Source organism: Streptomyces albiflavescens (assembly GCF_014645835.1).
Lineage (GTDB): Bacteria > Actinomycetota > Actinomycetes > Streptomycetales > Streptomycetaceae > Streptomyces > Streptomyces albiflavescens.
In genome coordinates this window covers 105,790-124,500 of sequence record NZ_BMMM01000022.1, presented here as the reverse complement: position 1 = coordinate 124,500, position 18,711 = coordinate 105,790, and the positions used below count along the sequence as shown (strand labels likewise).

At 69.9% G+C, this 18,711-nt stretch carries 19 protein-coding genes and 3 pseudogenes; 18 read left to right on the top strand and 4 right to left on the bottom strand.

Going from position 1 to position 18,711, the window contains the following annotated elements:
* Window positions 1-127 precede the first annotated feature (127 nt).
* Window positions 128-277 (top strand): annotated as a pseudogene (locus tag IEY95_RS49720) (helix-turn-helix domain-containing protein); the annotation flags it as partial.
* Window positions 261-491: pseudogene (locus IEY95_RS41380) on the top strand (ATP-binding protein); the annotation flags it as partial. The pseudogenes IEY95_RS49720 and IEY95_RS41380, both read left to right, overlap by 17 nt.
* Window positions 492-570: 79 nt before the next feature.
* Here the strand turns inward: IEY95_RS41380 and IEY95_RS41375 are convergent.
* Both IEY95_RS41375 and IEY95_RS41370 read right to left on the bottom strand, forming a co-directional pair.
* A complete protein-coding gene (locus IEY95_RS41375; protein ID WP_189191402.1) occupies window positions 571-1,221 on the bottom strand; it encodes a DUF2218 domain-containing protein in 651 nt (216 codons plus the stop codon).
* Between the two features lie 49 nt (window positions 1,222-1,270).
* A complete protein-coding gene (locus IEY95_RS41370; protein ID WP_189191401.1) occupies window positions 1,271-1,906 on the bottom strand; it encodes a class I SAM-dependent methyltransferase in 636 nt (211 codons plus the stop codon).
* Between the two features lie 244 nt (window positions 1,907-2,150).
* On the opposite strand from IEY95_RS41370, the gene IEY95_RS41365 reads away from it, so the two are divergent.
* The 6 genes from IEY95_RS41365 to IEY95_RS41340 all read left to right on the top strand — a co-directional run bounded on the left by IEY95_RS41365 (window position 2,151) and on the right by IEY95_RS41340 (window position 8,513).
* Window positions 2,151-2,441 carry a BlaI/MecI/CopY family transcriptional regulator gene (locus IEY95_RS41365; protein ID WP_229703711.1) on the top strand — a complete coding sequence of 97 codons (291 nt, stop codon included), beginning with the start codon at window positions 2,151-2,153 and terminating at the stop codon, window positions 2,439-2,441.
* A gap of 251 nt (window positions 2,442-2,692) precedes the next feature.
* A complete protein-coding gene (locus tag IEY95_RS41360; RefSeq protein WP_189191399.1) occupies window positions 2,693-3,907 on the top strand; it encodes a L,D-transpeptidase in 1,215 nt (404 codons plus the stop codon).
* Between the two features lie 91 nt (window positions 3,908-3,998).
* Window positions 3,999-4,868 (top strand): DUF5134 domain-containing protein, encoded by an 870-nt coding sequence (locus IEY95_RS41355; protein WP_189191398.1) that lies wholly within the window; start codon window positions 3,999-4,001, stop codon window positions 4,866-4,868.
* 264 nt (window positions 4,869-5,132) lie between these two features.
* Window positions 5,133-5,426 carry a heavy-metal-associated domain-containing protein gene (locus IEY95_RS41350; protein ID WP_189191397.1) on the top strand — a complete coding sequence of 98 codons (294 nt, stop codon included), beginning with the start codon at window positions 5,133-5,135 and terminating at the stop codon, window positions 5,424-5,426.
* 110 nt (window positions 5,427-5,536) lie between these two features.
* The gene (locus tag IEY95_RS41345; RefSeq protein ID WP_189191396.1) at window positions 5,537-7,819 is read left to right on the top strand and encodes a heavy metal translocating P-type ATPase; all 2,283 of its coding nucleotides are present in this window, start codon (window positions 5,537-5,539) and stop codon (window positions 7,817-7,819) included.
* 67 nt (window positions 7,820-7,886) lie between these two features.
* Window positions 7,887-8,513, top strand: a complete 627-nt coding sequence (locus IEY95_RS41340; protein WP_189191395.1) for a TSUP family transporter — start codon at window positions 7,887-7,889, stop codon at window positions 8,511-8,513.
* Window positions 8,514-8,598: 85 nt separating this feature from the next.
* Here IEY95_RS41340 and IEY95_RS41335 read toward each other — a convergent pair whose 3' ends face one another.
* The gene (locus tag IEY95_RS41335; RefSeq protein WP_189191394.1) at window positions 8,599-10,080 is read right to left on the bottom strand and encodes an MFS transporter; all 1,482 of its coding nucleotides are present in this window, start codon (window positions 10,078-10,080) and stop codon (window positions 8,599-8,601) included.
* Between the two features lie 357 nt (window positions 10,081-10,437).
* Between IEY95_RS41335 and IEY95_RS41330 the strand changes: the two genes are divergently transcribed.
* Together IEY95_RS41330 and IEY95_RS50895 are read left to right on the top strand one after the other, a co-directional pair.
* Entirely contained in the window at window positions 10,438-11,109 is a 672-nt protein-coding gene (locus IEY95_RS41330) for a TetR/AcrR family transcriptional regulator (protein ID WP_189191393.1), read from the top strand.
* A 72-nt stretch (window positions 11,110-11,181) separates the two neighbouring features.
* Window positions 11,182-11,349 (top strand): annotated as a pseudogene (locus IEY95_RS50895) (tRNA-dependent cyclodipeptide synthase); the annotation flags it as partial.
* A gap of 111 nt (window positions 11,350-11,460) precedes the next feature.
* Here IEY95_RS50895 and IEY95_RS41320 read toward each other — a convergent pair.
* Complete coding sequence (locus IEY95_RS41320; protein WP_189191447.1) at window positions 11,461-12,228, bottom strand: cytochrome c biogenesis CcdA family protein; 768 nt, start codon at window positions 12,226-12,228, stop codon at window positions 11,461-11,463.
* A gap of 116 nt (window positions 12,229-12,344) precedes the next feature.
* On the opposite strand from IEY95_RS41320, the gene IEY95_RS41315 reads away from it, so the two are divergent.
* The 8 genes from IEY95_RS41315 (at window position 12,345) to IEY95_RS41280 (ending at window position 18,695) form a co-directional block, all read left to right on the top strand.
* Window positions 12,345-12,983 (top strand): class I SAM-dependent methyltransferase, encoded by a 639-nt coding sequence (locus IEY95_RS41315; RefSeq protein WP_189191392.1) that lies wholly within the window; start codon window positions 12,345-12,347, stop codon window positions 12,981-12,983.
* A gap of 46 nt (window positions 12,984-13,029) precedes the next feature.
* On the top strand, window positions 13,030-13,401 hold the full coding sequence (locus IEY95_RS41310) for a BlaI/MecI/CopY family transcriptional regulator (RefSeq protein ID WP_189191391.1): 372 nt from the start codon (window positions 13,030-13,032) through the stop codon (window positions 13,399-13,401).
* Window positions 13,398-14,375: a M56 family metallopeptidase gene (locus tag IEY95_RS41305; protein ID WP_189191390.1), complete on the top strand. Its 978-nt coding sequence runs from the start codon at window positions 13,398-13,400 to the stop codon at window positions 14,373-14,375. Before IEY95_RS41310 ends, IEY95_RS41305 begins: the two co-directional genes overlap by 4 nt.
* Window positions 14,376-14,467: 92 nt before the next feature.
* Window positions 14,468-15,436: a cytochrome c biogenesis CcdA family protein gene (locus IEY95_RS41300; protein ID WP_189191389.1), complete on the top strand. Its 969-nt coding sequence runs from the start codon at window positions 14,468-14,470 to the stop codon at window positions 15,434-15,436.
* Window positions 15,433-16,113 carry a peroxiredoxin family protein gene (locus tag IEY95_RS41295; RefSeq protein ID WP_189191388.1) on the top strand — a complete coding sequence of 227 codons (681 nt, stop codon included), beginning with the start codon at window positions 15,433-15,435 and terminating at the stop codon, window positions 16,111-16,113. The genes IEY95_RS41300 and IEY95_RS41295 overlap by 4 nt, the downstream gene beginning before the upstream one ends.
* A complete protein-coding gene (locus IEY95_RS41290; protein ID WP_189191387.1) occupies window positions 16,110-16,361 on the top strand; it encodes a glutaredoxin family protein in 252 nt (83 codons plus the stop codon). Before IEY95_RS41295 ends, IEY95_RS41290 begins: the two co-directional genes overlap by 4 nt.
* Before the next feature lie 21 nt (window positions 16,362-16,382).
* Window positions 16,383-16,604, top strand: coding sequence for a hypothetical protein (locus IEY95_RS41285; protein ID WP_189191386.1), 222 nt, complete (start codon window positions 16,383-16,385; stop codon window positions 16,602-16,604).
* A 150-nt stretch (window positions 16,605-16,754) separates the two neighbouring features.
* Window positions 16,755-18,695 carry a copper resistance CopC/CopD family protein gene (locus tag IEY95_RS41280; RefSeq protein ID WP_229703710.1) on the top strand — a complete coding sequence of 647 codons (1,941 nt, stop codon included), beginning with the start codon at window positions 16,755-16,757 and terminating at the stop codon, window positions 18,693-18,695.
* Window positions 18,696-18,711: the final 16 nt, after the last annotated feature.

Below are 18,711 nucleotides of genomic sequence, written 5' to 3'. Positions count from 1 at the left end.
GGCTGAAGAGCCCCGCCGACCGGATGGAGCCACAGCGCCCCGTGGCGGGAACCGGCACGACCGAGCCAGAGGGCAGCCTTCGGGGCGGTAGGAATTCGACAAAGGCCCCATGACGAGGGGAGAGCAGGTGATCCGGGAACTGGTGGTCGACGATGAGGCCCTGATCCGTACGGGTTTCCAGCACATCCTCGACTGCGCGCACGAGATCGAGGTCGTGGCGGCCGTCAGCGGTGGTCAGGCGGTCCGCACGGTGCGAGAGTCACGCCCCGACGTCGTACACCATCCGCGTCCACTACAAGGACGGCACCGTCCACGCCCTCGTCACCAACACCGCTCCCACTCGACCCGCCCTCCCCCTTCCTGGCGCCCACCAGGGCCTCGTCGGCCTGCGTCAGCGGGCCGAACTCCTCGGTGGTACGGTCCCTTCCGGCACCACAGCAGACGGTGGTTACGAACTCCGCCTGGAACTCCCTGTCTCGGGTGAGCCGTGAGCTGCTGGAGGTCGGCGAGGGATGGTTGAGGGGTCAGCTCCGTTGGCCGGCTTCCGGATGTCGAGCAACAGGGCGCTCCTCATGCCGTGTCTTTGCGCTTTCGGGAGTGCAGGTGCCCGTGGCGGGCGGCCAGAGCTCCGATCCCGATGACCTTCGCAACGACGATCACGAGGACAACGGCACCAGCGCCCCAGCCAAGCCACCGCGAAACTGCCAGTACGGACCCGCCGAGCACCAGGTGCGCGAGGATGAGCAGCGCAACCACTCCGCCAACCGCCCCCACGGGCCAGCGCCGTTTGCCGCCCGTGGTGTCCTGTGGCTCGTTCTTCGGCTGGGGGATTTCCGCCGGGGCGGGCTCGCCCGGTTGAAGACCGGTCGCCTCAAGCCGTTGCCAGGTCACGGTGAGGTGGTCACGCCTGCCGATCTTTTCGAGGCGTAGCGCAAGGAGCTTCTGCATCCGTTGCAGGTCTTCCTCGTTGTCGGCCTCGGCTCGCAGCGTCAGGGTGTCGGTGGCGGCCTGCATGGTCCACTGGCCCAGGCTCAGGCGGACGATCCCGTGGGTGTCCGTCCATTCGGCGTGCTGCACCTCTGGGGGTGTGTGACTGTTCCCGCCGGCGTGGGAGCGCGAGCGGTGGTTCGCGTGGCGGCCCATTTGCTGGGCGTGCCGGGCGAGCTGGGCGAGGTAGCGGCTCGCACGATCGGTCTCGACACGGGCTTCCGCGATCGGCATGGTGTTCCTTTCCGAGCTCCTCCCGTTCGATCGGGGGGAGTTGAGATGTTCAGACCCTGGTGAGGGCGACGAGCCAAGCCCGGATGCCGCCCGGGTCGGTGGTGATGTCGATCGTGCTGGGTGCGACGGAGTCGACGCGCCATCCCTCGGTGAACGAGGCCTCAATCTCGTCCCGTGCGAGCTTGTGCACCCGTCCCCACTCGCCGGGCTGTCGGTCGCTGAAGCACAGCATGAGGTAGCGGCCGCCCGGCCGGATCACGGCTCGGAGGTTGTCGACGTAAGTGGCGCGGTCGGCGCCGCCGAAGATGTGGAAGAGCCCGCAGTCGAGCACGGTGTCGAAGGTTTCCCGGAGATCGGCCAGCTTCAGGGCGTCCCAGTGGAGGAACCTCGCCGTGCGGCCCTGCTCGCGCGCCTTCCCCTCGGCGTTTCGCAAGGCCCGGGAGGCAAGGTCGACGCCCGTGGCGTCCAGGCCGAGACCTGCGCACATGAGCACGTGCTCGCCGGTTCCGCAGCCGGCGTCCAGTACCCGGCCCTGGATGGCGCCCGCTTCGGCGAGGGCGAGGAAGGCCGGTTGTGGCCGACCGATGTCCCAGGGCGGTGGGCTGGCGTACAGGTCGTCGGGCGCTGACGGTCCTGCGGAATCGGGATGGTGGTGCGGGTGGGGGTGGCGGAGTGAGCCGGCCATGCCGGTGTCCTTCCCGTTGCGTCCGGTGTTCCGGTTCCTTGTCCGGGTGCTGGTGACGACCACAAGCTTTATCGAGACACACTGTCTATGTCAATCCATGTTGTCTCGATCCTGGCGTCGCGTAGGCGACGGACGCTCGGCGTACTGCGTTCGCGTAGTAGGAATGGGCTCAAGGGGCGCTGGCGGTGCTTCTGGGGCCGCTCGAGGGAGAGGGCATGCGGGTGTGATGGGCGCGGAACGTTCGGTGACGGTCCGTCAGGTCTTGGGCGTGCTGAACGCGGACCGTGCCCAGCCGCTGGCGTGCACGACCGTGATGACGGTGATGAGTCGGCTCGCGGAGGAGGGCGTGCTCGATCGTGCCCCGCAGGGCCGCGGCTACGCGTACACCTCTGCCGTGCCGGACGAGGCGGCCCTCACCGTACGGGAGGTCCTGTGCATGCACGGGGGCGCCGCCGTCGTGCACTTCGCAATTGAAGCTGCCCTCGATCCCGGTCACCGTGACCAACTGTGGCGCTTGCTGGAGGAATCGCTGTGAATGTCGCTGCGGCGCTGGATCGCGGCGCGCAATGCCGACGACGGCGCTCCACCTGTGCCGTGATGACCAGATCGGCATCTTGCACCTAGGGGGTACCTGGACGTTCGATGCAGCCCCTTCCGCCGGGCAGGCCGTTGCCCTTCCTGGGCACTCGGGATCCGAGCGGGGTGGCGAGCGTGAGGGGAACCCGGAAGTCTCGCTAATCGTCTACTAAGGTACTTAGGTTAATAGGGAATGGGAGGGGGAGCCTCATGCGACAGCGCCTGACATCGCGGCTCGGCCGCCGGATCGCGCAGCCGCTCGCGTTCGCCTCGGCTGCCGTCGTCGTCCTCGCCGCGTGCAGCACCGGTGGTAAGGCGGACGGCGACTCGGGCAAGGCGGGGGGCGATGGCGACAACGGCGCACCGGCCGCGATAGTGGTGGAGCCCGGCGACGCGAAAGCCAAGGTTCCGGTCAGTCGGAAGGTGACGGTGCGCGCCCAGGGTGGATCACTCTCGTCCGTCGAGGTCAGCTCACCTGGTCCGGGCGCACTTGCCGGCACCTGGTCGAAGGGCAAGTCCCTGTGGACCTCCACGACACCCCTCGCCCCGGGTGCCATCTACACGGTGACTGCCACAGGCGAGGCATCCGGCGGATCGGCCCTCAACAAGACCGCCTCGTTCACTACGGAGGCGGCGACGAACACCTTCGTCGGCGAGTACTACCCCGACAAGGGCGCGAAGGTCGGCGTCGCGATGCCGGTCTCGATCACGTTCAACAAGCCGATCCCCGACAAGGCGGCGATCGAGCGCAAGCTCAAGGTCGCAGCTTCCCCCGCGGTCGAGGGCGCCTGGAGCTGGATGAAGGACCGCAACGGCAAGGACCGCATCGACTACCGCCCCGAGAAGTACTGGAAGCCCGGCACCAACGTCACCCTGCGCATGGACCTCGCGGGCGTCAACGCGGGCGGTGGCGTGTACGGCACCCAGCAGCGAGTCGTGAACTTCACCATCGGCGACGCCGTGACCAGCACCGTCGACGTCAAGAAGAAGACCATGACGGTCGCGAAGAATGGCAAGACCCTGCGGACCCTGAAGGTCTCCACCGGAAAGAAGGGCTTCGAGACCTGGAACGGCACGATGGTCGTCCTGAGCAAGGTGCCGACCATCCGCATGAATTCCGACACCGTCGGCATCTTCGGCCCCGAGGCGTACGACCTTGGCTCGGTGAAGTGGGACGTCCAGCTCACCCCGTCCGGCACGTACGCGCACGCAGCGCCCTGGAACGAGGGCAAGTTCGGCGTGATCAACGGCAGTCACGGGTGCATCGGCATGAGCACGGCGGACGCCAAGTGGTTCTACCAGCAGGTCCACCTCGGTGACCCGGTCACCGTGGTCAACTCCGTCGACACCGTGGCGGTCAACAACGGCTACGGCGACTGGAACGTCGACTGGGAGAGCTGGAAGAAGGCCAGCGCCCTCCACTGACGCGCCGGTTCGCCAAAGGCTTCCTGAACACCTTCCGATCCCGGGACGTACTAAGGGCACTAGTAATTACCGGTCCATCGGGATGGTGAACATGGGAACTATGGCGCTCAGTTGGGCCGTGGCGGTGGTCGCCGCTTTGGTGGCCGCCGTGAGTGCGGTTCGGGTGGTGACCACCGGCGGCGAGATCCGGTTCGCGGCGGGCGGTGACCTGCTGATGGGTGTGTGTATGGCCGCCATGGCCCTGCCGGCGACGGTCGGCTGGTACGCGGGCTATGGCATGTGGTGGGCGCTGGTATTCGGCCTGCTCGGACTCGGCGGTGTGGTGATGGCGGTCAAGCGCACGCGGGAGTGCGGGTGGGAACAGGGCCGTCACTGGGTGCACCTCATCGTCGGCAGCGCCAGCATGGTGATCATGACGCTGGCCATGACGAGTACGTCGTCCGGACCGGTGCTCGCGCTCAGCGGCTCCTCCATGGCGCGTATGCCGGGCATGAAGCACATGGCGAGCATGCCGGGCGCGGGTCACGCGGCTGACATGGAGTCGATGCACGGGATGGGCTCCATGTCCGGGATGGACATGCCGGGCATGGGGAAGGCCGCCGCCGACACCAGTGCCTCCGCGGGGCCCGTCACCGGGTGGCGATTCGTGATCGCGGGGCTCGCCGCGTACTTCTTGCTGTCGATCGGCGCGTCCGTGTGGGCGAGGGTCCGTGGCACGGGTCAGGGTCGGCGGGGTGTCGGCTCGCGGTTCAGCTGGGGCCGCTGGCTGCTTGCCATGCTGGACACGGTGCTCGTCTTCCTGACGTCACTGACGCTCGCGGTGTGGGACAGGGCCAGGACGGCGCAGCGGCCGGGCCATGGTCGGCGGCGCAAACTCGGAGCCGCGCCGGATGCCGCGCTGGCGGCGCACATCGGCATGGGCGGGACCATGTCCGCGATGCTGTTGATGATGGCCGCGTGACCGCCGGGTGCCGCTGACCGGCGCGGTGACCAGGGTCCGGTTTGGCGCCGCCTTCATGGCGAGGCGGAATTGCGGTCGCCGTGGGAGCGGGGGAAGGGCCTTCGATATCGCGAGCGGCGCCTTGGCTCGACCGTTGCCGTGTGAACGGTGCCACAGGGTGATGGAATACCCCTGGGGGGTATAGTGTTGTCGCGTTCGGGAGGGGCCGGCAACGATGCCCCTCTTCAAGGGCGACCCGCGCATTCACACCCTGAGGAAGAAGCCATGACCACTGAGACGAACTCCGGCTCCTGCTGCGGCACAGGTTCCTGCGGCTCCGGCGCCACGGCCGACGTCCAGGGCGTCGGCGTCACCACCGTCTACAAGGTCTCCGGCATGACCTGCGGCCACTGCGAGGGCGCGGTCTCCCAGGAGATCTCCGCGCTCGACGGCGTCACCGCAGTCAAGGCCGTCGCCACGACCGGCGAGGTGACCGTCATATCCGCCGCCCCGCTCGACGAGGAGGCCGTCCGGGCCGCCGTCGACGAGGCCGGCTACGAGCTCGTCGGCCAGGCCTGACAGCTCCGCCGGGGTCAGTCCCCGGCAACGCGAGAACCCTCCCCGCGCCGGGGCGTGCCGCTCCGCTGATACGGACGCCGTACGTCCTGGCCTACCCAGGAGATACGCCCATGACCAGCACGGCTCCCGAGAAGGCAGTCCCCGAGGCGCGACCCGCGCCCGCCCATGAGGTCGAGCTCTCCATCGGCGGGATGACCTGCGCCTCGTGCGCCGCCCGCATCGAGAAGAAGCTCAACCGCCTGGACGGCGTCACCGCGACCGTCAACTTCGCCACCGAGAAGGCGAAGGTCGCGTACCCGGACGGTACCGAGGTGGCCGACCTCATCGCCACCGTCGAGAAGACCGGCTACATCGCCGAAGAGCCGCCCCCGCCCGTCACCGCGGCCGCGACCGAGGGAGAAGCACAGACCGCCCCGGCGGCTGATGGTGAGCTGCTGTCGCTGCGGCAGCGTCTGTACATATCACTCGTGCTCACGGTGCCCGTCGTCCTGATGGCGATGGTGCCGTCCCTGCAGTTCGACAACTGGCAGTGGCTGTCGCTGACGCTGGCCGCACCGGTCGTGGTCTGGGGCGCCTTCCCCTTCCACAAGGCCGCCTGGACGAACGCCCGGCACGGCGCCGCGACCATGGACACCCTGGTGTCCATCGGCACGCTCGCCGCGCTCGGCTGGTCGGTGTGGGCCCTGTTCTGGGGCGACGCCGGGATGCCGGGCATGCGGCACGGCTTCGAGTTCACCATTTCCCGCGGCGCCGGCTCCTCCTCCATATATCTGGAGGCCGCGGCCGGCGTGACGACGTTCATCCTCGCCGGGCGCTACCTGGAGGCGAAGTCCAAGCGCAAGGCGGGCGCGGCGCTGCGGGCGCTGCTGGAGCTCGGAGCGAAGGACGTCTTCGTGCTGCGAGGCGGCAAGGAAGTACGTATCCCAGTCGCGCAGTTGGCCGTCGGTGACCGTTTCGTCGTACGGCCCGGGGAGAAGGTCGCGACCGACGGCACTGTCGTCGAGGGTGCCTCCGCGGTGGACGCCTCGATGCTGACTGGTGAGTCGGTGCCGGTGGACGTGACCGTGGGCGACTCCGTCACCGGCGCCACCGTCAACGCCGGTGGGCGGCTCGTCGTCGAGGCCGCCCGGGTCGGCTCCGACACTCAGCTCGCGCGCATGGCGAAGCTGGTGGAGGACGCGCAGAACGGCAAGGCCGAAGTGCAGCGGCTTGCCGACCGGATCTCCGGGATCTTTGTTCCGGTGGTGCTGCTGATCGCAGCTGGTACGTTCGGGGTGTGGCTCGGTGTCACCGGCGACTCGGTCGCCGCGTTCACCGCGGCCGTCGCGGTCCTGATCATCGCCTGCCCGTGCGCGCTGGGGCTCGCCACGCCGACCGCCCTGATGGTCGGGACCGGGCGCGGGGCGCAGCTGGGCATCCTCATCAAGGGCCCCGAGGTGCTGGAGTCCACGCGCCGCGTCGACACCGTCGTCCTGGACAAGACCGGCACGGTCACCACCGGCCGGATGCAGCTCCAGGACGTCTTCACCGCACCTGGTGTGGACGAGAACGAACTGCTGCGGCTGGCGGGCGCGTTGGAGCACGCCTCGGAGCACCCCATCGCCCAGGCCATCGCGGCCGGTGCGATCCAGCGGGCCGGAAGCCTGCCGGTGCCGGAGAACTTCGAGAACGTCGCCGGCCTCGGCGTCCAGGGCGTCGTCGACGGTCACGCGGTCCTCGTCGGACGCGAGAAGCTCCTGGCGGAGTGGGTCATCGACCTTCCTCAGGAGCTGGCCGAGGCCAAGGCCGCAGCGGAGGCCGAGGGGCGTACGGCTGTCGCCGTCGCCTGGAACGGCGAGGCGCGCGGCGTCCTCACCGTCGCCGACGCGGTCAAGGAGACCAGTGCCGAAGCGGTGGCCGAGCTGCGTAGGCTGGGTCTGAAGCCGGTCCTGCTGACCGGCGACAACCAGCTCGTCGCCGAGTCCGTGGCCAAGACCGTCGGCATCGACGAGGTGATCGCCGAGGTCCTGCCCCAGGACAAGGTGGATGTCGTCAAGCGGCTGCAGGGGGATGGTCGTACCGTCGCGATGGTCGGCGACGGCGTCAACGACGCGGCCGCCCTCGCCACCGCCGACCTGGGCCTGGCGATGGGCACCGGTACGGACGCGGCCATCGAGGCGGCCGACCTGACCCTCGTGCGCGGCGACCTGCGCGTGGCCGCCGACGCGATCCGGCTCTCCCGCAGGACCCTCGCCACCATCAAGGGCAACCTTTTCTGGGCCTTCGGCTACAACGTCGCGGCCCTGCCGCTGGCCGCCTTCGGCATGCTGAACCCGATGATCGCGGGCGCCGCGATGGCCTTCTCCTCAGTCTTCGTCGTCACCAACAGCCTGCGACTGCGTCGCTTCAGGTAGCCGGAGCGGCAACATCCGATCTGGGGCGCCCGGTCACCGGCCGGGCGCCCCGCCGGTTCTCAGGGCGATGACAGTCCGCGGCCACCGGGGCGCCCTGCTGCGCTACCGCCGCGAGGGCCTGTTGAACAGCCCGCTGACCCGCCGCCTGGTGGTCGGCACCCTGCCCGGTGTGGTCATCGGCGCCGTGGTGCGGGTGTTCGCTGTCCCGGGGGCTAATGTCTTCCGCCTCCTCGTCGCCGTTCTGCTCACGCCGCTCGGTCTATGGCTTGTCATCCGCACCATCCGACCTGCCCGGGCCACACCGGCGGCGGAACCTTCGCCCCGCACTATTACAGGCCTGGCTCTGCTCGTTGGGATCGTCGGCGGGGTCTACGGGATCGGCGGCGGCTCCATCCTCGGACCCGTCCTGGTCGGCCAGGGCATGCCCGTCACCCAGGTTGCCCGGGCCGCCCTGGCCTCCACCTTCGCCACCTCCGTGGCCGGCGCTGCGTCCTTCGCGCTGCTGTCCCTCACCGGCTCCGGTGACATCGCTCCCGACTGGTACCTCGGCTTTGCCTGCGGTCTTGGTGGGCTGATCGGCGGCTATCTCGGCGCGCACCTGCAGCCCCGCTTGCCGGAGACCGCGCTGCGCCTGCTGCTCGGCGCACTGGCCGCGGCCCTCGGCGTCTTCTACGCCGTGCAGTCCCTGCGCTGACGCTGCTCAGCCACACGTGGCGGTTGCAGCGCCAGCCTCCGGGAACTGCGTACCCTCATGCCCGAACCCAAGATCGACGGCGCCGTCAGTGTGGCATGACCGGCCCCTGCGCCGGATCCGGGCGCCCCGCCGGCAGCAACAGCGCACCAACGGCGGCGACCACGGCAGCGATGATCGCGCACGCGGTGAAGGCGTGGTCGAAGCCGCTCGTTCCGGCCGCTGCCCCCGGGCCGCCACCTTCAAGGCTTGCCCCGGCGATGGTCGAGATCACGGCGACGCCGAGCGCCGCTCCGAGTTCGTGCGATGTGCTCACCAGCCCGGAGGCGAGCCCCATGTCCTGGTGCGGCAATCCGTTCATGGCCGCGGTAGTGGCGCAGACGAAGGCGGTACCGAGGGCGAGTGACAGCAGTGTGAAGCCAGGGACGAGGTCGGTCCAGACGTCGCTGCTCGCGTCCAGACGCGTGAGCAGCGCGGCACCTACGGCGGTCAGGGCGAAGGCGATCGCACCGGCGGGGCGCCAGCCCAACCGATCCACGAGGTGGGAGGCGGCATGCGCTCCGAGGGTGATGGCCACGGCGACCGGAAGGAAGACGAGCCCCGTCTTCAACGCGCTGAATCCGAGGATGTGTTGGACGTAGAACGAGCTGAGGAAGAAGCTCGAGATGAGCAGCCCGGAGGCGGCCAGCATGACGGTGCTGCCGCCGACGAGCGAGCGGCGCGTGAAGAGCGCGAGCCTTACGAGGGGTTCGCGCACCCGGCGCTCGACCGCGACAAAGACGACCGCCGACAGCAAGGCGCCGATCACCGGCAGCCAGAAACCCGGCGTGTCGAAACCGTGGTCGCGGGTCTGCACCAGCCCGTAGACCAGCAGGCCGGGCGCGGCGGTGAGGGTGAGAGCGCCCGCTAGATCGACGGAGCCCCCGGCGCCCGAACGACGCACAAGTTCGGGGGAGTTGCCGAGAAGCGCCGGGACCGCGAAGAGAGCGACGAGGCCCACTGGGACGTTGATGAAGAACACCCACTCCCAGCCGGGCCCGGAGACGAACACGCCCCCGAGCAGCACACCCACGGCAGATCCGGCGCCGCCGATCGCGGCCCAGACTCCGAGGGCCTTGTTGCGATCGGGTCCGTGGAAGAGGGCCGTAACGAGGGCCATCGCGGCCGGTGACATCAGGGCCGCGCCGACGCCCTGGGCTGAGCGGGCGGCGATGAGCATTCCGCCACCGACTGCGAGCCCGGAGGCTATGGACGCCGCAGTGAACACCGTCAACCCGGCGAGGAAGGCGCGCAGCTTGCCGAGGGCGTCCGCGAGCCGCCCGCCGAGCAGCAGCAGGCTGCCGAAGAAGAGGGTGTACGCGGTGACGACCCAGGTGAGTCCCGAGCCGTCGAGGCCGAGGTCCTCACCGATAGTCGGCAGGGCGACGTTGATGACGGTCACGTCCGCGATCAGCATGAACTGGGCGAGGCAGAGCAGGGCCAACAGTCGCCATCGGTGTGGGTGTTCAGCAGGGGCAGCTGTCCCGTGCCCGTGCGGATCGGGATGGGCGGTTTCCGGTACGTGGCGCATGACTGGTCTCCCGAGTCGTCGGATTCGATACGGCGAGGTGCAAGAGTGAGAGCGGTGTCGACGCCAGCAGCGGCGATCGCGGCTCCGGTGAACTTGGCCGGGCCGAGCCCTGTAGCGAATGCCTCACGGGCCGTGTGGGCGACAGCGGCTCCCGCCTGTCCGGGCAGTAGGACGGTGGTGTCCAGCCCCACCACCAGAGGGCTCACGCTGAGCACGGCTAGGGCCAGTCAGGGGCGGCGCCACTGCAGGAAGAGGGACTCCGCCGGTGCGCGGACAGGAACTGCATTCATGAACTGAACAGTACAGTTCATATCAACTGAACTCAACTGTTCAGTTCACTTGGACTAAGATGCGGCCATGGATCACGAGGCGGCCCCCGTCAAGCAGCCACCGTCCGGAGCGCGCGCGGAGCAGAAGCGAGCGGCGATCATCACGGCCGCTCGCGAGACTTTCCTCAAGGAGGGTTTCTCGGCGGGAATCGACCTCATCGCCACCAATGCGGGCGTGTCCAAAGTGACGATCTACAACCACTTCGGCAGCAAAGAAGCCCTGTTCACCGCCGTGATCGCGGACGCGCTCGACGCCCCGCTCGGCGGGTCCCTGGTCGCCGCGATCGACCAGCTCGCCGACGCGGACGACCTGCACAAGGCCCTCACTGACGCGGCCCAGGCCTGGGTCAAGGGGGTCCGGGACAACTCCGACGTCCTGGCCATGCGCAACCTCGTTACCCGCGAACTGCACCGCTTCCCCGACCTTGGCGCCGCCTGGCAGAACCAAGCCCCGGGGCGCCACCACCCGGCCGTGGCAGGCGCGCTGCAGAAACTCGTGGACAAGGGCCGACTCGCCATCCCCGACCTGGAAGTGGCGATCATCCAGCTCTACTCACTGATGCTCTATCCGCACCTGGTGTTTAGCGCGTACGGCACCGAACTCGATTCCGACCTGTCCGACCGACTCATCTCGCACGATGTGGAGATGTTCCTGCACTACTACGCCCCGACCGACCCTGCGCCGGACGGCGGTCATTGAGCACTCCCTTCGAGTGAGTCGGCCGGGTAATTGCTTGCTGTTGCTGTTGGGGGAAGGGCATAGCGTCCGGCCATGAGTTCAGATCAGTGCCATGGCTCCGCGGTCCGGATGTCGGTGACTCCGTTGAGCAGTCGCTGCGCGAACCTGATGGAGAGGGCTGAGCGCGCGTGCTTCGGGATCAGCCCGTTCAACGGCTACTTCTCCCCGATGCGGATCCGGGAACTGGCGGCGTGGGGACTGGCCTGGTTCGCAGCCCGGCCCACCGCCGGGCCGCGGGCAACTGCACAGGTGTCCTGGCCATGGCACGGGATGCTAGCCCGCACTGGCGCTCCAGCCCCGCTTTCGTGGTGTTCACAGCGCCGGTTGGAAGCCGGCCACCCAGTAGCGCAGCAGTCCGGTGAAGTACGTCCACAGGCCGCTGACCTGCAGAATGCCGACGATCACCAGCATCGCGCCGCCGGACCGCATGACCGTCCGGGCGTTGCGGCGGGCGAACCCGAATGCGTGCAGGGCGCGGCGGAAGCCGAGGGCGGCGATGAGGAAGGGCAGGCCCAGGCCGACGCTGTAGACGAAGGCGAGCAGGGCGCCCCGTCCGGCGCTGCCGGTGGTGAAGGACAGGCTCATTACGGCGGCGAGTGTGGGGCCGATGCAGGGGGTCCAGCCCAGCCCGAACATCACCCCGAGCAGCGGGGCTCCGGCCAGGCCCGCGCGTGGGTGGTAGCCGACGCGGAAGGTGCGTCCGGCGAACGGGATCCGCTCGAAGGCGCCGAGGAAGAGCAGGCCGAGCAGGATGGTCAACACGCCGAGGACGCGGGTGATGAGGTCCTGGTGGGCGAGCAGGGTGTTGCCGACATAGCCGAGTGCCGCGCCGTAGCTCGCGAAGAGGACGGAGAAGCCGAGGATGAAGAGCGCCGTCCCGGCGACCATCCGGCCCCGGCTCTCCCGACCCGCCTGCACGTCGGCGGCCGACATGCCGGTGGCGTACGAGAGGTAGCCGGGCACCAGCGGCAGGCAGCAGGGCGAGAAGAACGACACCGCGCCGGCCAGCAGCGCGAGTGGCGCGGCCAGCAGCAGCGGCCCGTCGGCGACGAGGTGGGGTATGGCGGCACTCAAGGACAGCCTCCAGAACGGGCACGAGGGAACGGTGCGCCGGCCTGGACGCCCCCGCGACAATACTCCTAACCTGATTAGGTGAAGTGGAGAGGTCCCCCTTCTCCGCCTCTGAGGAGGACGTCATGGCCAAAGCCGTGTCGCACCCGCTGTTCGCCCGGATCTACCCGCGCATCAACGCCTTCGCCGAGGCGCACGGCTCGATCGAGCACCGCCGAGAGATGCTCGCGGGCGCGCACGGCCGGGTGGTCGAGATCGGCGCCGGAACCGGCGCGAACTTCACCCACTACCCGCCCGAAGTTGAGCAGGTCGTCGCCGTGGAGCCGGAGCCCAGGCTGCGCGCACTCGCCGAGCAGGCGGCCACGGAGGCCGCGGTGCCGGTGGAGGTCTGGGCGGGCCGCGCCGAAGAGTTGCCCCTGGACGACGACAGCTTCGACGTGGCGGTGTACTCGCTCGTGCTGTGCACCATCGCCGATGTGCCGGGCGCGCTCACCGAGGCCAAGCGGGTCCTCAAGCCGGGCGGAGAGCTGCGCTTCTACGAGCACGTACGGTCCGAGCGCCCCCGTTTCTTCCGGATGCAGCGACTGCTGAACCCACTGTGGGGCTTGCTCGGCGGCGGCTGTCGCCTCACCTGCGACACTGAACGGGCCATCCAGGAGGCGGGCTTCACGGTGACGGAGATCCGCCGCTTCGACTTCCTGATCAACGGCCGGGCCAACCCCGCCTCCCCGTCGATCATCGGAACCGCCCGGCTGTCCACCTAGGCCGCTTAGGATGTCTGAAGGGCATTCCGGTCCGGGAGGAGGGCGCATGACGCAGTTCGGTGAGCTGGAGGCCGCGATCATGGACGCGGTGTGGGACGCGGGCAAGTCGCTGCGCGTCCGCGAGGTCCTCGAGCGTCTCGACCGTGACCCGGAGCCCGCGTACAACACCGTGCACACCGTCACCGAGATCCTCTACCGCAAGGGCTGGCTGTCGAAGGAGAAGGACGGCCGCGCCTACAAGTACGGCGCCACCAAGAGCCGCGAGGAGTACGTCGCCGGACTGATGGACGAGGCCCTGTCCGTGGCCGGGAACCGCACCGCGACGCTCGCCCGCTTCGTACAGCAGATGCAGCCCGGCGAGGCCGAGGAACTGCACCGGCTGCTCGGACAGGCCGTGGCCAAGGAGGCGTCCGAGTGATCGTCGCCGCCATCCTGTTCACGTACGCACTGCTGCTGTGCACCCTTGCGCCGCGGCTGCTGCGCGGAGCGCACTGGACCCAGCGCGCACCCCGACTCGGCATCGTGGTCTGGCAGGTGCTGGGCGCCTCGGCGCTCACCGCCGCCGTTCTGGCCGGCCTTGCCCTGACCGTGCCCACGGTTCGTGTCAGCGCCGACCTCGCACAGTTGCTGCAGGCGTGCGTGATGGCGCTGACCGCGCAGTACGCCTCGCCGGGTGGCGCAGCAGCGGGCGCGGCCGGAGCGGTGCTCGCCCTGGCGGTGCTGGGGCGTACGGCCTGGTGTGCGGGTACCGCTCTGACGCGGATCCGCCGCGAGCGCAGCGAGCACCGCGAGATCCTCGACATGGTCGGGCGGCCGGACACGACCCGTGGCGTGGTCGTCCTCGACCACGAGGAACCCGCCGCCTACTGCCTGCCCGGCCGCCACCGCCGCACGGTGATCACCACCGGTGCCCTGCGTACCCTCGACGACGACCAGCTTGAAGCGGTCCTCGCCCACGAGCATGCCCACCAGGCCGAGCGGCACGACGCGGTCCTGACCTGGGCGCAGACACTCGCCCACGCCTTCCCCCGCATCCCCCTGTTCCGTACCGCCGAGGCGGAGATCGCGCGCTTGGTGGAGATGCGTGCCGACGACGTAGCCGCCGCCCGCTCCGGACGGCTGACCACAGCCGCCGCTCTGCTCGCGGTCGCAGGCGGACGCACCCCGGCGGTGGCACTGGCGGCGGGAGGCTCCACCGCCGCGCAGCGCGTACACCGCCTCATCGAGCCGCGCCGGCCGCTCAGCCGCATGCGGATCGCCGCCGGTTCTCTGACCGCTGCTGTCGCGCTCGCCCTGCCGCTGCTGGTCGTCGGCGGTCCCGCAGCGGCCGCGACGCAGTTGAACTACTGCCCTGACGGCACGCCCTCCGCCCAGGTCACCACCACGCGCTGACCATCTCCCTGCGCGCCACTGGACGCCGCCACCACCTTTGACCTAATCTCCTTAGGAGTTCAGGTTTCAGGTAAGGGAAAGGCGTCGTCCGCATGGGAGATCTTCTGTTCGGCACGACGCTGCTGGCGTCGTTCCTCGGCGGAATGGTGGCGCTGCTCGCACCCTGCTGCGTCTCCGTGATGCTGCCCGCGTACCTCGCGACCGGCTTCCGCCGCCGCACCGGGATTCTGGCCGCCACGCTGGTCTTCGCTGCCGGGGTGGCCACGGTGATCGTGCCGATCGGGCTCGGCGCCACTGCCCTCGTCTCGCTGATCTCCGGCCATCACCTGCTGGTCTTCTCGATCGGTGGTGCGGCGATGGCGGTGGGCGGGATCGCGCTGCTGGTCGGCTGGAAGCCGCAGCTGCCGATGGTCGGGGGCCGCGCCCCGTCCGGACACGGCTTCGGCTCGGTCTACGGGCTCGGCGTGTTCTCCGGCGCGGCAAGCTCCTGCTGCGCCCCGGTGCTAGCCGGGGTCGCCGTTCTCTCCGGCGCCGCCGCCTCCTTCCCTGCCGCCCTCGCCGTCTCACTGACGTACGTAGCCGGGATGGTCGCTCCGCTGTGCCTGATAGCCCTGATCTGGGACCGCCGCGACTGGAGCGCCGGCCGTCTCCTCCAGGGCCGCCAAGTCACCCTGCGCCTCGGCCGGTTGCGGCGACGGATGCCGCTGGGCAGTGCCGCCTCCGGAATCCTGCTCATCGCCATGGGCGCGCTCACCCTCGTCCAGGCCGTACGCGGCCCCGACATGGCCTCGGACGGCTGGCGTGTCCGCGTCGCCGCCGACCTGCAGCACGCCGCGTCCCTGATCACCAAGGCCCTTGGCTGGCTGCCCGGCTGGGCGCTTGCCCTCATCCTGCTGGCGCTCGCCGCCTTCCTGATCCGGCAGGCGCGCGCCCACCTGACCGCCCCCGCCCGGCGTTCCCCCGACGCCACGGCGGGGGCTTCCCCCACCGACTGCTGCGACACATCCGAGCCGCAACCACCCGTCACCACCGTCTCCGCCGGAGAGGACCGCCCCGCATGAGCACCATCAGCAAGAAGAGGCCACCGCTGTGGCGTCCCGACGCCGTGATCGCCGCCGAGCAGCAGGCCAACCGGCGCCGCCTGACGTTGATCATCAGCTCGGCGGTCGCCGTGGTGGCGCTGGTCGTGCTGTACGCGGTCTTCTCCACCTCGCCCGCCAAGAACACCTCCAGCAGCGGGACGTCGTACGACGTCGGCAGCCCCGGCATCGGTAAGACGGCCCCCGCCTTCACCCTCGCCGGCTCGACCGGCAAGCAGGTCAGCCTCAGCGACTACCGCGGCAAGACCGTCCTGCTCTACTTCCAGGAGGGCCTGACCTGCCAGCCCTGCTGGGACCAGCTCACCGCTCTGGAGAAGTCCGCGACCAAGGTCAAGGCCGCCGGCGTCGACGACATCGTGTCGATCACCACTGACCCGGCTGACCTGATCACCCGCAAGACCGAGGACATGAGCCTGACCACCCCGGTGCTGTCCGACCCGGTCCTGAAGGTCTCCAAGGAGTACGGGGCCAACCAATACGGAATGATGGGCAGCTCGCGTGACGGGCACAGCTTCCTGCTGGTCGGCCCGGACGGCACCGTCCGCTGGCGCGCAGACTACGGCGGCGCCCCCGACTACACGATGTACGTCGCCGTCGACAAGCTTCTCGCCGACCTCAAGGCCGGAGTGAAGTCGTGATCACGCTGACCCTGCTCACCCAGGCCGACTGCACCTGGTGCGAGCGGGCGAAGAAGCTCCTGGCCGAGACCGATGAGGACGTCGAGGTCACCGAGGTGTCCCTCGACACCGATGAAGGCCGTGAACTGGCCGCCCGTCACCGCCTGTTGTTCGCCCCGGGCCTCGTCCACGGCGACCGGCTCATCGCGTACGGGCGGATCTCCAAGCGCGCCATACGCCGCGAACTCGATCGCATCCCCAAAAGCTGACCCACCGAAGGAGTCCCCGTCATGGACAAGCTGCTCTACCTGCTCCCCGCCCTCGCCTGCCCGGTCGGCATGGGCCTGATGATGTGGCTCATGATGCGCCCCAAGCACGAGGCACAGCCCGAGAACGGAACCTCCGCAAGCCACCAGGAGCTGATCCGGCTGCGCAAGGAAGTGGAAGCCCTGCGCGCCGAGCAGGACGCCCAGCACACCGGAATCAACCCCCCACAGGACCGCCCGGCCTGACCGACATACGGCTCCAGCTCACAACGACCGCGCATACCGCCGTTTCCGTCCCGCGCCCGCGGTGGAGCCGGGGCGTGTCCGCGATGAACGTCAGCACCTGCAGGCCACCCCGCCTGCCGTACAACCAGACCGACCGGAGATCCTCGACCTGTGACCGCCCTCGCATCCACCCTCCGGCGCCCCGCCGCCGCGCTCCTCACCGTGGCATCGCTCGTCATGGCCCTCCTGCTGGGCACCGGTGCCCCCGCCTCCGCGCACGCCACGCTGCTGTTCACCAGCCCGGCCGCGGACGCCACGGTCCCGGATTCCCCGGCCTCGCTGGTCCTCGTCTTCGACCAGCCGGTCGGCGTCGGCAGCTCCGCCGTACGCCTCGCGCCCGCAGCCGGGCTCGGCAAGCCGACACGAAGCCAGGGCGGACGGACGGTCACCCTTCCTGTGCAGGGCAAGCTCGCCGAGGGCGTGCACACCGTGAACTGGCAGGTCACCGCCCAAGACGGCGACATCATGACCGGCAGCTACCGCTTCGCCATCGGCCCGCGCTCCGTCGCCCTCACCTCCGGCCAGAGCACCACCGCCAAGGATCCCGTCCCCACCACGATTCTGCGCTGGCTGCTGTTCACCGCCCTGGCCCTGCTCCTCGGCGAGGCCGCGCTCAGCCGACTCGCCGCCCGTGTCCCCGACGCCCCGTCGCGACGGCCGCGCTCCTGGGCGCTGCCCGCCGCTATCGTCGGGTGCGCGGCGGCGCTCGGCCTGGCTGCGCTGGTGATCGGCGACGGCTCACTGCGGTCCGTGATCGACACCCGCCCCGGCGTGCTTTCGCTGATCGACGTGGCCGGCTTCTCCCTGGCGGCCCTGGCCGTTGGAGTACGTCGCTGGCGGGCCTGGGCTGTCGTCCCGCTGACCGCCGTGGTGGTCGCGGAGGCGTTGCGCGCGCACCCGCAGGCGGAACAGGCTGTCGCCGGACCGGTGCTGACCTTCGTCCATCTCGCGGCCGCCGCGCTGTGGGTGGGCGCGCTGGTGCAGGTGTTGCGCACGATGGTGGCCTGGCGGGGCGAGCGTGGCGCCTCCCGCAAGCTGCTGCTCGCGTACGCCCGGCTCGCCGCATGGCTGTTCGCGGCCGTCGTCACCACCGGCGTCATCGCCGCCCTGCTGCTGGTCCCACTGGACGACGTCTTCACCACCGCGTACGGCCAGGTCCTCGTCGTCAAGATCGGCGTGGTCGCGCTGGTCGCCGCTCTCGCCTACACAGCACGCCGTCGCCTGCACCGTACGACCGGCAGGCTCCCGTACCGCCCGGCGCGTCTCGAAGCCTCCGTGCTGGCCGTGGTCCTCGCCCTGTCCGCCACGCTCACCATCATGCGCGCGCCCGCGGACACCAACCGTCCGCTGGCCTTCGCACCTCCGACCACCGGCCGGGTCGTGCCCGCCGGCACCCGCGCCGGGGAGATCGGCGTCAGCGCCCGTGCCAGTACCGGCCAGCTCATCATCGAGCTGACGGCACCCCAGGTCGGCGACACCTCGAAGCAGACGTACGGCCTGTCCGCCACCCTCGCCGACCCGCGTGGCACGCGCCGAGCCCTGAAGCTCCGCGGCTGCGGCACCGGCTGCTTCTACACCCCGCTGACCTGGCGCAAGGGCACCAGCCACCTCACCCTGACCGCCTCGGCGGGCGAGGAATGGGCGGGCGGCCGCGCAGGCCTCGCCATTACCTGGCCGTCCCGGCCCGACACGGCGCTGCTGCGCGAGACCGTGGCCGCGATGAAGACGGCGCCCCTCTTCAGCCTGCACGAGCTGGTCACCAGCAACACCGCGCGCGGCCTCGGCGACCTCAAGGAACTGCCCATCACGGGCAAGGAGTTCCTGGCTGCCGAGCCGTATGGCAGTGGCACTGCGCCGGTCACCACGCGGCTGCCCGACGAGAACGGCCACCGCCGCCTCGCCCTCGCCTACCCGGCTGAACACACCCAGCTCGACCTCACCGTCGACGAGGAGGGGCGGATTGTGCACGAGACCCTGACCGCCCCCAACCACCTGGTCACCCGCACCTTCGTCTACCCCGAGCCGGACGAGGAGCAGGGTCATGAGCACTGACCTCCTAGGCCCGACC

Excerpts from the sequence above, each read along its gene's own strand:
- IEY95_RS41375 (WP_189191402.1), bottom strand. The coding sequence starts at position 1,221 with ATGCCGATCGCGGAAGCCCGTGTCGAGACCGATCGTGCGAGCCGCTAC.
- IEY95_RS41370 (WP_189191401.1), bottom strand. The coding sequence starts at position 1,906 with ATGGCCGGCTCACTCCGCCACCCCCACCCGCACCACCATCCCGATTCC.
- IEY95_RS41360 (WP_189191399.1), top strand. The coding sequence starts at position 2,693 with ATGCGACAGCGCCTGACATCGCGGCTCGGCCGCCGGATCGCGCAGCCG.
- IEY95_RS41355 (WP_189191398.1), top strand. The coding sequence starts at position 3,999 with ATGGGAACTATGGCGCTCAGTTGGGCCGTGGCGGTGGTCGCCGCTTTG.
- IEY95_RS41350 (WP_189191397.1), top strand. The coding sequence starts at position 5,133 with ATGACCACTGAGACGAACTCCGGCTCCTGCTGCGGCACAGGTTCCTGC.
- IEY95_RS41345 (WP_189191396.1), top strand. The coding sequence starts at position 5,537 with ATGACCAGCACGGCTCCCGAGAAGGCAGTCCCCGAGGCGCGACCCGCG.
- IEY95_RS41340 (WP_189191395.1), top strand. The coding sequence starts at position 7,887 with ATGACAGTCCGCGGCCACCGGGGCGCCCTGCTGCGCTACCGCCGCGAG.
- IEY95_RS41335 (WP_189191394.1), bottom strand. The coding sequence starts at position 10,080 with ATGCGCCACGTACCGGAAACCGCCCATCCCGATCCGCACGGGCACGGG.
- IEY95_RS41330 (WP_189191393.1), top strand. The coding sequence starts at position 10,438 with ATGGATCACGAGGCGGCCCCCGTCAAGCAGCCACCGTCCGGAGCGCGC.
- IEY95_RS41315 (WP_189191392.1), top strand. The coding sequence starts at position 12,345 with ATGGCCAAAGCCGTGTCGCACCCGCTGTTCGCCCGGATCTACCCGCGC.
- IEY95_RS41310 (WP_189191391.1), top strand. The coding sequence starts at position 13,030 with ATGACGCAGTTCGGTGAGCTGGAGGCCGCGATCATGGACGCGGTGTGG.
- IEY95_RS41300 (WP_189191389.1), top strand. The coding sequence starts at position 14,468 with ATGGGAGATCTTCTGTTCGGCACGACGCTGCTGGCGTCGTTCCTCGGC.
- IEY95_RS41295 (WP_189191388.1), top strand. The coding sequence starts at position 15,433 with ATGAGCACCATCAGCAAGAAGAGGCCACCGCTGTGGCGTCCCGACGCC.
- IEY95_RS41285 (WP_189191386.1), top strand. The coding sequence starts at position 16,383 with ATGGACAAGCTGCTCTACCTGCTCCCCGCCCTCGCCTGCCCGGTCGGC.